The 13,668-nt window shown below is 42.3% G+C and carries 13 protein-coding genes; 7 read left to right on the forward strand and 6 right to left on the reverse strand.

Annotated features, from left to right (window positions below; genetic code table 11):
• Positions 1–83 precede the first annotated feature (83 nt).
• Complete coding sequence (locus ACYZ0U_RS13485; RefSeq protein ID WP_461453058.1) at positions 84–656, reverse strand: hypothetical protein; 573 nt, start codon at positions 654–656, stop codon at positions 84–86.
• 106 nt (positions 657–762) lie between these two features.
• Here ACYZ0U_RS13485 and ACYZ0U_RS13490 point away from each other — a divergent pair, with 106 nt between their 5' ends.
• From ACYZ0U_RS13490 to ACYZ0U_RS13500, 3 genes are all read left to right on the forward strand, one after another.
• Entirely contained in the window at positions 763–1,473 is a 711-nt protein-coding gene (locus tag ACYZ0U_RS13490; protein ID WP_461453059.1) for a CoA transferase subunit A, read from the forward strand.
• Positions 1,474–1,544: 71 nt separating this feature from the next.
• Entirely contained in the window at positions 1,545–2,201 is a 657-nt protein-coding gene (locus ACYZ0U_RS13495) for a 3-oxoacid CoA-transferase subunit B (RefSeq protein WP_461453060.1), read from the forward strand.
• Positions 2,202–2,292: 91 nt separating this feature from the next.
• The gene (locus ACYZ0U_RS13500; protein WP_461453061.1) at positions 2,293–2,793 is read left to right on the forward strand and encodes a DUF4251 domain-containing protein; all 501 of its coding nucleotides are present in this window, start codon (positions 2,293–2,295) and stop codon (positions 2,791–2,793) included.
• A gap of 4 nt (positions 2,794–2,797) precedes the next feature.
• Here ACYZ0U_RS13500 and eutC read toward each other — a convergent pair whose 3' ends face one another.
• Genes eutC through eat form a run of 3 tightly spaced genes read right to left on the reverse strand, consistent with a single transcriptional unit; the run spans position 2,798 to position 6,291 of the window.
• Positions 2,798–3,565: an ethanolamine ammonia-lyase subunit EutC gene (eutC, locus tag ACYZ0U_RS13505; RefSeq protein WP_461453062.1), complete on the reverse strand. Its 768-nt coding sequence runs from the start codon at positions 3,563–3,565 to the stop codon at positions 2,798–2,800.
• Entirely contained in the window at positions 3,553–4,947 is a 1,395-nt protein-coding gene (locus tag ACYZ0U_RS13510; RefSeq protein WP_461453063.1) for an ethanolamine ammonia-lyase subunit EutB, read from the reverse strand. The genes eutC and ACYZ0U_RS13510 overlap by 13 nt, the downstream gene beginning before the upstream one ends.
• Positions 4,948–4,950: 3 nt before the next feature.
• Positions 4,951–6,291, reverse strand: a complete 1,341-nt coding sequence (gene eat, locus ACYZ0U_RS13515) for an ethanolamine permease (RefSeq protein WP_461453064.1) — start codon at positions 6,289–6,291, stop codon at positions 4,951–4,953.
• A 201-nt stretch (positions 6,292–6,492) separates the two neighbouring features.
• Between eat and ACYZ0U_RS13520 the strand changes: the two genes are divergently transcribed.
• Positions 6,493–6,735, forward strand: a complete 243-nt coding sequence (locus ACYZ0U_RS13520; RefSeq protein ID WP_461453065.1) for a hypothetical protein — start codon at positions 6,493–6,495, stop codon at positions 6,733–6,735.
• A 70-nt stretch (positions 6,736–6,805) separates the two neighbouring features.
• Here the strand turns inward: ACYZ0U_RS13520 and alaS are convergent, their stop codons facing one another.
• On the reverse strand, positions 6,806–9,568 hold the full coding sequence (gene alaS, locus ACYZ0U_RS13525) for an alanine--tRNA ligase (protein ID WP_461453066.1): 2,763 nt from the start codon (positions 9,566–9,568) through the stop codon (positions 6,806–6,808).
• Between the two features lie 129 nt (positions 9,569–9,697).
• Between alaS and ACYZ0U_RS13530 the strand changes: the two genes are divergently transcribed.
• The 3 genes from ACYZ0U_RS13530 to ACYZ0U_RS13540 all read left to right on the forward strand — a co-directional run bounded on the left by ACYZ0U_RS13530 (position 9,698) and on the right by ACYZ0U_RS13540 (position 12,981).
• Positions 9,698–10,033: a MerR family transcriptional regulator gene (locus tag ACYZ0U_RS13530; protein WP_461453067.1), complete on the forward strand. Its 336-nt coding sequence runs from the start codon at positions 9,698–9,700 to the stop codon at positions 10,031–10,033.
• Positions 10,034–10,187: 154 nt separating this feature from the next.
• The gene (locus ACYZ0U_RS13535) at positions 10,188–12,287 is read left to right on the forward strand and encodes a ComEC/Rec2 family competence protein (RefSeq protein WP_461453068.1); all 2,100 of its coding nucleotides are present in this window, start codon (positions 10,188–10,190) and stop codon (positions 12,285–12,287) included.
• Between the two features lie 61 nt (positions 12,288–12,348).
• Positions 12,349–12,981, forward strand: a complete 633-nt coding sequence (locus ACYZ0U_RS13540) for a hypothetical protein (RefSeq protein ID WP_461453069.1) — start codon at positions 12,349–12,351, stop codon at positions 12,979–12,981.
• Between the two features lie 73 nt (positions 12,982–13,054).
• Here the strand turns inward: ACYZ0U_RS13540 and ACYZ0U_RS13545 are convergent, their stop codons facing one another.
• Positions 13,055–13,666 (reverse strand): hypothetical protein, encoded by a 612-nt coding sequence (locus tag ACYZ0U_RS13545; RefSeq protein WP_461453070.1) that lies wholly within the window; start codon positions 13,664–13,666, stop codon positions 13,055–13,057.
• Positions 13,667–13,668 lie beyond the last annotated feature (2 nt).

Consider the following 13,668-nt stretch of genomic DNA (forward strand, 5'->3'; position numbering starts at 1 on the left):
CACCTGTTTTTGCACATAAAAATACATAAAGAGCACCAAAAATAACATCTTTTACCGGTATTATTCGGTTTTTTGAAACAGTTTTATTCGCCAACTTTTAGCTGGGCCGGCAGTTCATTTGGGCCGGGGATGTTGGTTTCGCGTTCCTCTTTTTCTATTTCATCACCATCGGTTCCGTCGTTATCATCTGTGCCTTCGGTGTAGGGTTGCTGCGGATGCGGGCGGTCGTTTTCGCCGTCACCTCTTTTAACTTCTTCGGGTTTTGGATCTGTATTTTCCATGGTTTTATTGAATTCTGCTTTGCTGTAATTGGGTGCGCCGTCCTGATTTTTGACGGTGAAGTTACTATCCTCAGGATGTTCTTCCGACGGTTCTTTCCTGTCAAAATACGCATTCGTGCTGCCTGCCAATTGCGATGGGTTATTTTTGTCATTCCCGGCAGGTGTTAAGTTCTCCTGTCCGAATTTTTCACCGCCCGTACCTTGCCCTTCTGTTGGGTGCGGCTCAAAATCGCCCTTACCGAATAGGTAGGTCTTCTCCAGGTCCTTTTCATCCAAACCCGCGCCGTCATCGGTACGGTAAGCGTTGGGTTCGGTATTATTATTTGTTTGCTGACGATTATCATCTTCAGCAAATTCTTCATCTTTATAAATCATTGGTTTACTATTTATCGTATTAATATAATAAACCTAAACCAATAATTGTTTTAACTAATCATCATCAAAAAAGCCTAATTTTACAGTACCAATTATATAAAAATTCATGAATAAAGTTGTTAGCGGCGCCGATGAGGCCATTCGCGATATTGAGGATGGCATGACCCTGATGTTAGGCGGGTTTGGATTGTGCGGCTTGCCCGAAAAATGTATCGCCGCACTGGTTAAAAAAGGCATAAAGGAACTTACCTGTATCTCCAATAATGCGGGTGTTGATGACTTCGGGATAGGCTTGATGCTGAAGCAGCGCCAAGTTAAAAAAATGATCGCATCCTATGTTGGGGAGAATGCCGAGTTTGAACGCCAGCTATTGAGCGGTGAGCTTGATGTTGAGCTCATCCCGCAAGGTACTTTGGCTACCCGCTGTATGGCTGCAGGTTATGGGATGCCTGCTATATTTACCCCCGCAGGTATCGGCACCGAGATCGCCGAAGGCAAGGAAATACGTAATTTTAACGGCAAGGATTATTTGATGGAAATGGCTTTTGATGCCGATTTCGCCATTGTAAAAGCCTGGAAAGGTGATACCATGGGCAACCTGGTTTATCGCAGTACCGCACGTAATTTTAACCCGGTTATGGCGATGGCGGGTAAGGTTACCATTGCCGAGGTGGAGTATTTGGTTGAACCGGGCGAACTCGATCCGGATCATATACATACGCCCGGAATCTATGTACACCGGATTTTTCAGGGCGAAGATTATGAGAAGCGAATTGAAAATCGGACAGTGAAGCCCCAAACAAACCCTCCCCGATAGGGAGGGCTTTAAATATTTATTAATTATTTATACAAAGTCTCCCCTGCCGCGGGAGATTTACAGGAAGCAAGATGTTAGACAAAGAAGGTATAGCAAAACGTATTGCTAAAGAAATAAAAGACGGTTATTACGTAAACCTGGGAATCGGGATTCCAACGCTTGTAGCCAATTATATCCCCGATACCATGGATGTAGTGCTTCAGTCCGAAAACGGGTTGCTGGGCATGGGGCCGTTCCCTTTTGAGGGTGAGGAGGATGCGGATACCATTAACGCCGGTAAGCAAACTATTACCAAATTGCCCGGCTCTGCTATTTTCGACTCGGCGATGAGCTTTGGGATGATTCGCGCTAAAAAAGTTAACCTGACCATCTTAGGCGCGATGGAGGTTTCAGAAAATGGCGATATCGCCAACTGGAAGATCCCCGGAAAAATGGTGAAAGGCATGGGTGGCGCAATGGATCTGGTAGCATCGGCAGATAATATCATCGTGGCTATGCAGCACGTAAATAAAGCTGGAGAATCAAAACTATTGCCACAATGCAGCTTGCCTTTAACCGGGGTAAATTGCGTTAAAAAAATAGTGACCGAATTAGCTGTATTAGATGTGTTGCCGGGTGGTGGGTTTAAATTGCTTGAACGTGCGCCGGGTGTTAGTGTGGATGATATTATTAAGGCAACTGCAGGCAAACTGGTTATTGAGGGAGACATCCCGGAAATGCAACCATAATATTATGTAATGAACTAGCTGATAAACAATTGTTCCCGATCAATGTATTGATAACATATTTTCTTCGTTAATCTATTTTAATCGATGTTTTATGAAAACATTTATCAAACTATCAATAACTATCCTGGTGTTCTCGTTTGCAACTGCCAGTGCCCAGCAAACCGCAAAACAGGCCAGGCAGCAGGAAAAAGCTAAAGCTATAACTGATAAAATAAATTCCCTTAAATACACTTTTGTTGCAGAATATGTGCAGCCATTAGGCGGTAGGCAAAGATACCTTACCAGTGAGTACGACCTGCGGGTCACTCCGGATTCGGTAATTGCTTATTTGCCCTATTTTGGCCGCGTATACATGGATGTTCCGTATAATCCTTCCGACGATGGTATAAAATTCACCTCTACAAAGTTTGATTATAAAATAGATCCTAAGAAAAAGGGCGGCTGGACCATTATTATTGATTTGCATGATGTTAAGCGTACCAGTCAAATATATTTACAGGTATTTACAAATGGATCAGCCACATTACAAGCTACCAGTAATACACGCGACGCGATTACTTTCCTTGGGCACATTAAAGACAATGAGAAATAAGGAATTATTTTCCTGAAAGCAAACCCTGGTTATCCTTTAACCCTACGCCGGATAATTTAATGCGGAAAGCTTCCTGTATCAGGTAAAATATCTTTTCAGCGGCAGGCTTAAACTTCAAACCCAGTGGGCGGATATTGGAAATACAATTACGTGATTCATCTGTCAGTCCTGGCTTTGGTTCATAAGTAAGATAGGCGCCAATACTATCTGCCGAACTTAACCCGGGCCGCTCACCAATAAGGATAACAGAAAGCTTCGCGTTTAAATGATGAGCGATTTTATCGCTCACCGCCACCCTCCCCTGTTCTACAAAGCATAATGGCGCGATACTAAATTTTGCATCGGTTAAAAGTGGTATCAAGAAAGCCAATAACCCGGTGATATTTTCATTAATGGCAGAGGCAGAAAGTCCGTCGGCTATAATTAAACAAACATCATAGTTTCCGGCTTGCGACTTTAGTTGGTTGGCGGATGATTTCTTTAGCTTTCTTCCCAAATCAGGCCTTTGTAAATATTGGGCGCGGTTTTCCGCTTTGCTATGCAGCAGCATCACGGGCAGATTGAATTGTTTCAGATCATTCGTAAGGGTGTCGACATCCAATACCGAATAAACGGCATCGCGCGCATGCGCATGTGCCAGTTTAAATCCCAGCATTTGTTTGGTGGGGATGCTCGCCCCAACGCGGCCTAACCCTATCCGCGCAGCGGTAAATTGCTTCAAGTGATCGATTGGATCATCCGGAATATCTGAACCTTTAACTACTTTATCCATAACGCCCCGAAATGATTTAATAACCTGCTTTGATTATTATCTGCAAGCTCGCCTTTTGTATCCACAATCCCTTGCTTCATCAGCCAGGCTCCAAACTCGGGAGCGGGTTTTAAGCCCAGCACCTTTCTTAAATACAAAGCGTCATGAAACGAGGTCGACTGGTAATTCAACATAATATCATCCGAACCGGGTATGCCCATAATGAAATTGCAGCCTGCAACACCTAATAAGGTAAGCAGGTTATCCATATCATCCTGATCGGCTCCGGCATGGTTGGTGTAGCAAACGTCCACACCCATCGGCAGGCCCAAAAGCTTACCGCAAAAGTGGTCTTCCAGCGCCGCGCGGATGATCTGCTTGCCATCATACAAATACTCAGGCCCAATAAAACCAACTACGGTATTTACCAGCAAAGGCTTAAACTTTCGGGCAATTGCATAGGCCCGCGCCTCGCAGGTTTGCTGATCAACACCATGATGCGCGTTGGCCGAAAGTGAACTACCCTGCCCTGTTTCAAAGTACATTACATTATTGCCAACCGTACCGCGATTTAACGATAGGGTAGCTTCATAAGCTTCCTGTATCAAGCCAAGGCTCACACCGAAACTTGTATTAGTAAGCTCGGTACCGCCAATGGATTGAAAACAAAGGTCAACCGGTGCATCCTGATTTTTATTAATGAGTTCGAGCGTTGTGGTAATATGGCTCAATATGCAGGATTGCATAGGGATGTCGAACTGCTGCCGGAGCGTGTCAATCATCCGCAGCAAATTCATTACATGGGCGGGACTGTCTGTAGCGGGATTAATACCGATACAGGCATCGCCGATGCCATACAGCAAACCGTCGATCATACTGGCGGCTATTCCTTTTGGGTCATCTGTTGGGTGATTAGGTTGTAAACGGGTTGAGAAATGTCCTTTCAAACCAATCGTATTTCTGAATTTGGTAACCACCTCGCATTTTTTTGCCACTGCGATCAGGTCCTGGTTGCGCATGATTTTGGATACCGCCGCAACCATTTCAGGCGTTAAACCGGCTTCAATGCTTTTTAGGTTTGATGTTGAAGTTTCGTCCAGCAACAGCCAATCCCTGAACTCGCCAACGGTCAAATAGCTTATCGGGCCAAAGGATATTTCATCATGACTGTCGACGATCAGCCGGGTAACTTCATCCTCTTCATAAGGTATAACCTGTTCGCTCAAAAAATTCTTTAATGGCACATCCGCCAATACGATCTGCGCAGCAATACGCTCCTCGTAACTTTCGGCACACAAGCCTGCCAGCGCATCCCCTGTACGGAATGGTGATGCTTTTGCAATCAAGGTTTTCAGGTCTTTAAAGCCGTAAACTTGTCCGCGTATAGTGGTTTTGTAACTCATAATTCAGACGATAGCTGGTGCCACCATATTTTCCTCCACCAATAGTTCCTTATGTTTTCCCATCAACACAAAAACAATGGTAATTACAGCTAATAACGCGAAAAACACCAAACTCACCATAAAATGATAATAAATGATCGCGAATAAAGATACCGCCGAAATGATCAAAGCCACCGCCGGAAATATTGGGTAAAATGGTGATGAAAACGGCCGCTCCAGGCCAGGTTCTTTTTTGCGCAGGATAAATAAGCTGATCATGCTCATCATGTACATAAACACCGCGCCCATTGCGGATAATATCACAATATTTTCTGCCGTATTATCAAAATACAAAGCAATCATGCTGACAACTCCTCCTGCTATCAGCGCCCAATAAGGCGTTTGAAAATGTTGGTTTAGTTTGGATAGAAACCGGGGTAAGTATCCACTGCGTGCCATGGCATAAACCTGCCGCGATGAAGCCAGTATGGTACCATGAAATGAGGCGATCAATCCAAACAAACCAATACTGGCGAATATCTTGGTTAAGCCGTTGGCTTTGCCTAAAGCAATGGCAATCGATTCAGGCAATGGATCGAGCACATTACTTAGCCGGTGCCAGTCGGTTATGCCTCCGGTGAGTATCATTACCCCAAAAGTTAGAAAGATCAATGTAGCCAAGCCTGATATATACCCTATCGGTATGTTTTTTTTAGGTTCTTTTACTTCTTCGGCAACCATGGCCACGCCTTCAATCGCCAAATAAAACCAAACCGCGAAGGGCAAAGCCGCGAATACCCCACCCCAGCCAAATGGCATCGGGTGACTTAAATAATTACTCATTTTAAAATGCGGACCAACCACGCCCATGAATAACAATAATTCTGCTACTGCGAGGATTGTTATGACGACTGAGAATGTAGCGGATTCCTTCATGCCGGAAATATTGATCCCGATGAACAGGACGTTAAAAAACAATGCCGACGGAATAATGGGAACAGCTGGATATAAAAAATGCAAATAACTGCCCAAGGCGGCAGCGATTGCGGGCGTGGCAAACAAAAAATCGATCAGCGTGGCATAACCGGCAATTAATCCGCCGAACGGCCCCATCGCCCGGTACGCATAAGCAAAAGCGCCGCCTGCATGCGGGATGGCTGTGGTTAATTCGGTATAGCTGAAAATGAACGTGATGTACATTACCGTAATGATGACGGTGGCTATTAAAAAGCCGATAGTGCCTGATATGCCCCAGCCATAATTCCAGCCGAAATATTCGCCGGAAATGACCAGCCCCACGGCAATTGCCCACAGGTGGATGGGTTTTAAAACTCGTTTTAACTGTGCGGTTGCGGTATCAGCCATAAGCAAAATTTGTTCTGCTTAAATTACTGAAATAGTTTGATTTTCAAATCGTTATTTCCGCTTTTTTAATCTGATAGAGATTTGGTTACAACGCTCATAACTTTGTGATAAAAAAGTTACAAAAAATATAATTCCACCTCAAACACTTTTATTGGGGTATTGTTTATTAGTTATCAGAATAAACCAAAAATTTATTTTATCATGTTAAGAATTAGTATCCCGTCTAACGGGCCATCAAAGATCAATTTTTCGTCGTTTATGAACTACCTGTTGCCTGTGCCGCCAAAAGGCATTGATAGTGAGGTAAATAACGATGCAGTTTTGTTGTTTGATAATGAACAGGAAGCCATAAAATATGCAGATAGCCTGAAACAATTGCCGGGTTCACAAAAGAAGGTAGGTAACGAAATTGTAAATACTATTATGCGTTTAGCACGCAGATAATTTTAAAAATCAGGTTAAATATAAAATTATATAAAAAGAGCGTCAAAAAAAACTGGCGCTCTTTTTATATTTAAGCGATAAAGCTTTTCGCTTTTTCAAGTGCCCTGTCCAACCCGCTTAGATCTTTGCCGCCGGCTGTAGCAAAAAACGGCTGACCGCCGCCGCCGCCCTGGATCTCCTTAGCCAGTTCACGAACGATGTTACCCGCATTCAAACCTTTATCTTTCACTAAGTTTTCGCTTAGCATTACGGTCAGGTTTGGTTTGCCGTCGATATCAGCAGCAAGCACCAGGAACAGGTCGCTTACAATATCCTTTATTTGGTAAGCAAGGTTTTTAACCGCATCGGCATTAGGCAATTCAACCTTTTGGGCGATGAAGTTGATGCCATTGATATGCTCAGTCTTCTCAGCCAGTTCAGTTTTCAGGCCGGATGATTTTTCAAGGATAGATTTTTCTATTTCTTTTTTAAGCTTGGCATTTTCTTCTATCAGGCTTTCAACGCTTTTGGATATATCCTTCGGGTTTTTTAGTAATTCCTTTAATTGCTGGACCAGTTTACTTTGCTCGTTAATAAAGTTTTCAGCAGCAATACCGGTAATAGCCTCAATACGGCGTACACCCGCAGCAACTGCGCTTTCTGAAACTATTTTAAAGTAACCGATAAAACCGGTAGCCTTTACATGCGTACCACCGCAAAGCTCCTTACTAAATTTATCATCGAAGGTAATTACACGTACCTTATCGCCATACTTCTCACCAAATAAGGCAGTTACGCCGCTTTGGATGGCAATGTCATAAGGCACGTCGCGCTCCTCTTTTAAAGTAATATTTTCGCGGATCTTTTCATTAACAATGGCTTCTATCTTGCTGATCTCTTCCTCAGTTACTTTAGCAAAGTGCGAAAAGTCAAAACGCAAATACTCCGCATTCACCAATGAACCTTTTTGGTTTACGTGCGCTCCCAAAACCTGTTTCATGGCAGCATGCAGCAGATGCGTTGCCGAGTGGTTATTGTTGGTACTGTTACGTTTTTGAACATCAACAATGGCGGTTAGTGCGTCGTCAATATCTTCCGGCAGCTTATCCACAAAATGAACGATCAGCCCGTTCTCTTTTTTGGTATCGGTTACGTTGATTACCTCACCATCCGGGAAGACCAGCTCCCCGGTATCACCTACCTGGCCGCCGCTTTCGGCGTAGAAAGGTGTTTTATCCAGCACAACCTGGTATTGTTCTTTCCCTTTTGCGGTTACCTTGCGGTATTTTACCACGTGGGCAACGCTTTCCGTTTCATCATAACCGGTAAACTCAACGGTATCATCATCTTTTAAAATAATCCAGTCACTGGTATCAATAGATGTGGCAGCACGGGAACGAGATTTTTGGGCTTGGAGGGCTTCTTCGAAACCCTTAACATCAACTGTAAGCCCTTTTTCCCGAGCCATTAATTCGGTTAAATCTAATGGAAAACCGTAAGTATCTGATAGTTCAAAAGCAAAGTCGCCAAAAATAATTTTGCCTGCTAACAGGTTAGCAATATCTGCCGAAAACTCGAAACCCTTTTGCATAGATTCTTCTACTGATTTCGGTTCTTCATTCAATAAATCATGTTTTTGGATAAGATTAGCCTTCTCTTCACGATTAATTAATCTCGTTAAATAAACTGTAAATCTTTGCAATCCATTTTCTAAAGTCCTCAAAAAGCTATTTTCCTCCTCTAAAATCACCTTCTGCACAAAATCCTTCTGACTGTACAACTCGTCAAAAACACCCTTAAACTGCTCCGCCAACAAAGGCACCAAAGTATTTAGAAATGGCTCTTTAAAACCTAAATATTGGTACTGATACCTAACCGCCCGGCGTAATATCCTGCGGATAACATAACCCGCTTTATTATTTGATGGCAACTGCCCGTCGCTTATCGCAAAACTGATCGCACGAATATGGTCAGCCATTACACGCATGGCAACGGCTTCGCTCCAATCTGCATCGCCGGGTTTAGCGGCGCTATCGTATTTCTTGCCTGATTTTTCCGCAATGAATTGGATCATCGGCTGAAAAACATCCGTATCATAGTTCGAAGTCTTACCTTGCAGCACCCTTACCAAACGCTCAAAGCCCATCCCCGTATCCACATGTTGCGCGGGCAGAGTTTGCAATGAGCCGTCCTTTAAACGGTTAAACTGCATGAACACGTTATTCCAGATTTCAATCACCTGGTCATGGTCGGCGTTTACTAGTACTGCGCCGCTTTCAGTGTCGCGCACAGCTTGCGGGCGGCTATCGAAATGGATCTCCGAACATGGCCCGCAGGGACCGGTTTCGCCCATTTCCCAAAAATTGTCCTTCTTGTTTCCGGGTAGTATGTGGGCTTCATCTACATACTGTTTCCATAGGTCGTAGGTTTCGGTATCTTTCGCCAGGCCTTCCTTTTCGTCACCCTCAAAATAGGTAACGTAAAGGCGGTCTTTATCTAATTTATAAACTTCGGTCAATAATTCCCAGCTCCAGGCAATTGCTTCTTTTTTAAAGTAGTTGCCAAAGCTCCAATTACCCAGCATTTCAAACATGGTATGGTGATAGGTATCGATACCCACTTCCTCCAGGTCGTTATGCTTGCCCGAAACACGCAGACAACGCTGGGTATCCGCAACGCGTGGATATTTGGCTGGTTCCTCGCCCAAAAAAATGGCCTTAAATTGGTTCATACCGGCATTGGTGAACATCAATGTCGGGTCGTTTTTAACAACTATAGGTGCCGAAGGAACAATAGTATGTCCTTTAGCAGCAAAAAAATCTAAAAAAGCCTGGCGTATCTCGGTAGCGGTCATAGGATGCAAATATAGGTTTTTGAATGATTTCGGATGTCGGATTTTCAATTTCGGATTGATAGAAAATAATCAATCTTTTAAATCGGAAATCGAACATCCAAATTCCGAAATTCATAATTACATTTGCAAATGCCTTACAAAGAACGCGAGATCAGCAAAATGTACTACACCATGGGTGAAGTATCGGCTATGTTTGATGTTAATCAATCATTGATAAGGTTTTACGAAAAAGAATTTGACGTTCTTCAACCCAAAAAGAATAAAAAAGGCAACCGCTATTTTACCCCAGAAGACCTTGAAAACCTGAAGATCATCTTCCACTTGATCCGCGATAAAGGCTATACGTTGAATGGTGCCAAAGAGCACCTGAAAACCAATTCCGGCGAAACCAGGGAAACCCAGCGTGTGATCGATTCGCTCGAGAACATAAAAAAATTCCTGTTAGAGGTTAAAGACCAGTTGTAATTATTGGGGGAAGGAGTATCTTTATTGATTAATGCTCTAAACCCTGTCATTTCGACCGACAGGAAGAAATCTTCTTCTCCCTGCATAGTTCGCTTTACAGATCAAAGAAGATTTCTTCCCGTACCTCGTTCGAAATGACAATTGGAAAGTCACAATGATAGCAAATCACAAAGGCGAAGTCCCTTTTGTAATTTTAATAATTCCGTTTTTGTTAGGCCTAACTTTAAGCCTAAACTATGCGGGTTTTATTGTTCCATCTATTCTAATCATCCTGCTTATTGCTTTTTCCATTACATTCATAACCTTAAACATCGGTTATAAACGGTTTAATATTTATAAGATAAGATGGATAGGCGGAGCGCTCATTAGCCTGATATTAATTTTAGTGGGTTGGATAAGCGTAGCCAACCACAGCGAACTTAACCGCAACAACCATTTCTCTAAAACACCATCGCAGTTTTTGGTCATGCGGATCAATAACGAACCTGTTATAAAAAAAAGTTTGTTGAGATTTACCGGTACAGTTGAAGAAACAATTAATAAAGGCACTAAAATAGCCAGCAGCGGAACGTTATTAGTTACCTTAAAAGATAGTTTAGCGCAAAGCCTATCTTATGGCGATGAAATATTGCTGCCATCAAACTACTCCCCTGTAGACCCTCCCTTTAACCCTGCTGAGTTTAATTACAAGAATTACTTAGCTGACCAAAACATTTATTACCAGTCGTTTTTTTTTGGGCACCATTTTGTTCTGCTGGCGCACGATTCAGGCAATCCCGTTGTTGCCTATGCTTTAAAATTAAGGCAACAATTAATCAGAAAATTAAGAGCTAACATCCATGATCCCAATGCCTTTGCCGTAGCATCAACCATGCTATTAGGTTATCGGGCAGATTTAAGCAATGACATATTACAAGCCTATTCCCAAACCGGGACGGTTTATGTGTTGACTGTTTCAGGTTCGCAGGTGGCGATTATTTATTTGCTGCTGACTTACTTGTTAAGTTTTTTGAGGCACCACAAATATGGAAAAGTATTTAGAGCACTATTGATCATCGGCATATTAGGTTACTATGCCTTGCTAACCGGATTTTCGCCCGCAGTATGCCGCGCGGTTTTAGTAGTAAGCATGATCGTGATCGGCAGAACGTATAATCAATACATTAATACCTTGAATATCCTGGCATTCTCCGCATTTGTTTTGCTGTTATACAACCCGCTGTTTATTACCGAGGTTGGATTCCAATTGGCATACATTGCTGTTGCAGGATTGATCATTTTCAGGCCGATAGCGTATGGTTGGTTCAACTTCAAAAACAAATTTGCCGACAGGCTTTGGTCGATATCAGCGGTGTCGATATCAGCGCAACTCGTTACATTTCCGTTGAGCGCGTTTTATTTTCATCAGTTCCCGGTTTATTTTTTGGTGAGCAATGTGCTGGTTATTATTCCCGCGGCAATTATTATGTATACCGGGATACTTTATTTACTGCTGCCGCAGATAACTTTTGTATCGCAATATTTAGGCTGGATTTTGGAGAAAACGATCTTAATCATGAACCGGGCACTGACCGCTATTCAGCATTTCCCTATAGCAATTATCAATAAGATATGGCTAAATACCGCAGAATATCTTTTGCTCTATGCCATCATCATCAGCCTGTTTTATTTTCTGTATGATAGAAAAGTTTGGCTGCTTCGATTGAGTTTAATTTGTTTTTTATTATTGAGTTTAAATTTAAGTTATGATAGAATTAGCTCCCTGCAAACTAATAGCATCGCCTTTTTAAACCTGCGCAGCCATACCGGAATTGTTATGAGGCGTGGCAACAATGCGATAGTATTGTCGGATTTGGGTGATACGGATAAAAACTACCGCTATTCCGTTCAGCCTTATTTGGATAGCTGCAAGATTAATATCGTAAGCGTTTGTAATTTAAAGCAGGATATCAACACTCCATTCGTGCTAAAAAAATCAAACCTTATTCAGTTTGAAAATAAGCGGGTTGTACTTTTCGACAGATCAATTAAAAATTACCGGTTTGATGATAAACTAAGAACAGATTATTTATATATAACGGGTAATCCTTACATCGATTTTAGCAACATCAACAAGAATTACACGTATCAAAAATTGCTCATCAGCGCAAGCAACAGCGATCGGTTTTTAAGTGAAATTCGGCAGATAAAATGGCCTGCTGCAAATTTTATGGTGTTAAAACGTAACAAAGCGCTGGTTGCCGTATCTAATTAAAATAAAAAGAATTTGGTTTACATAAACAAATCCCTAAATTGGTTTAAAATCTAAAGAAATTATGAACATTAAAGTATTAGCAGCTGCACTGGGCCTTACCCTTACAGCAGGTGCAATTAAAGCAAACGCTCAAAAAGCCTATACAAACGGATATTTCTCCTTTGATACCGAGCTACGCGGCAACCCTGCAACTGTAAACAACTATTTTTCGCCGGATTCATCTGCATCTGTTATCACTTTTGGTGCCGGTAATGTTAAAATATTGGGCGATGCTAAACATGATTATTTAGCCATTGTGTTGGATATACCCGTTGCGGGTATTAAAAAAGCCGGTATTGCAACTCCTGCAGAAATAGAGCAGTTTGCTACCAATGTACCAACTTTTACCTACACACCTTCTACTGAAACTAAAACCATATCCGGTTTTAATTGCAAAAAGATCGTAGCGAAAGATAACAAAAGCGGCAAAACCTACGATGTTTGGGTAACCAACGATGTTACTGTTCCATCAACGGCAATACCTTTTTACTACAGCGCTATTGGTGCATTTCCTGTTCAATATACAGCTTTTCAACAAGGCCAGGAAATTAGCATAACTGTTAAAAGCATAACTGAGGGTAAAGCACCTGCAGGAACATTTGTTATCGCAAAAGATATTGATAAAGTAGGTATGGACGATCTGAATGCCCAATAAGTAAAAAAGCCTTCAACGTAAAAAAGCCATCCGTTAATTAACGGATGGCTTTTTTACGTTGAATTTATATTTCTTAATTTTTTAGAATAGCTCCCAGTTCATTTACCCAGCTATTAAATAAACGGGTTTCCATATCTACAGCCTTTTGGGCGTGCAGTTGCCAGTCAGGCGAAAAATGCTGCAGCTGGTTAATCATTTCTTCTAAATGCCCCTCCTCTTCTAATATAATCGATTTTACGTTCACCTTGCTTCCTGTGCTATCCAAAGCACCCTGATAAACCGGGTAAAGCTCATCGGCACGAACTTCAATAGCGTAGGTAACTAAAAGGTATGCGGCAAACCTAAGCTCACGGCCTGACAGTTTTAGCTCGTTTTTAAGATAGCGACAAACGTCAACATCCAGTTGGTTCAAATAATATTTGCTGTAAGCAGGTGCCAGCAGGTATTCGCCGGAATATGTTGGGCATAAACCTTCAGCCACTTTTTCTATTTGCTTTTTGAGGTAGAAAGCATGGCGATGCTCTTCAGCAGCATGTTTAAGTATAATGTATGTTACAGTAACCGGGTCTTCGCTTGCGGAGATTTTTCGCGCGCCGGTATTTTCCATCAACGAAAGGGTGTTTAGCCAGCGGGCATGTAATTGATTATCGGCTATTATTGTAGGTAGTATGTTTGATAGTTCCATTT

Source organism: Mucilaginibacter sp., from assembly GCF_965225845.1.
Lineage (GTDB): Bacteria > Bacteroidota > Bacteroidia > Sphingobacteriales > Sphingobacteriaceae > Mucilaginibacter.

Excerpts from the sequence above, each read along its gene's own strand:
- eutC (WP_461453062.1), bottom strand. The coding sequence starts at position 3,565 with ATGGATAAAGTAGTTAAAGGTTCAGATATTCCGGATGATCCAATCGAT.
- ACYZ0U_RS13510 (WP_461453063.1), bottom strand. The coding sequence starts at position 4,947 with ATGAGTTACAAAACCACTATACGCGGACAAGTTTACGGCTTTAAAGAC.
- ACYZ0U_RS13490 (WP_461453059.1), top strand. The coding sequence starts at position 763 with ATGAATAAAGTTGTTAGCGGCGCCGATGAGGCCATTCGCGATATTGAG.
- ACYZ0U_RS13535 (WP_461453068.1), top strand. The coding sequence starts at position 10,188 with ATGATAGCAAATCACAAAGGCGAAGTCCCTTTTGTAATTTTAATAATT.
- ACYZ0U_RS13500 (WP_461453061.1), top strand. The coding sequence starts at position 2,293 with ATGAAAACATTTATCAAACTATCAATAACTATCCTGGTGTTCTCGTTT.
- ACYZ0U_RS13495 (WP_461453060.1), top strand. The coding sequence starts at position 1,545 with ATGTTAGACAAAGAAGGTATAGCAAAACGTATTGCTAAAGAAATAAAA.
- alaS (WP_461453066.1), bottom strand. The coding sequence starts at position 9,568 with ATGACCGCTACCGAGATACGCCAGGCTTTTTTAGATTTTTTTGCTGCT.
- ACYZ0U_RS13520 (WP_461453065.1), top strand. The coding sequence starts at position 6,493 with ATGTTAAGAATTAGTATCCCGTCTAACGGGCCATCAAAGATCAATTTT.
- eat (WP_461453064.1), bottom strand. The coding sequence starts at position 6,291 with ATGGCTGATACCGCAACCGCACAGTTAAAACGAGTTTTAAAACCCATC.
- ACYZ0U_RS13485 (WP_461453058.1), bottom strand. The coding sequence starts at position 656 with ATGATTTATAAAGATGAAGAATTTGCTGAAGATGATAATCGTCAGCAA.
- ACYZ0U_RS13540 (WP_461453069.1), top strand. The coding sequence starts at position 12,349 with ATGAACATTAAAGTATTAGCAGCTGCACTGGGCCTTACCCTTACAGCA.
- ACYZ0U_RS13545 (WP_461453070.1), bottom strand. The coding sequence starts at position 13,666 with ATGGAACTATCAAACATACTACCTACAATAATAGCCGATAATCAATTA.
- ACYZ0U_RS13530 (WP_461453067.1), top strand. The coding sequence starts at position 9,698 with ATGCCTTACAAAGAACGCGAGATCAGCAAAATGTACTACACCATGGGT.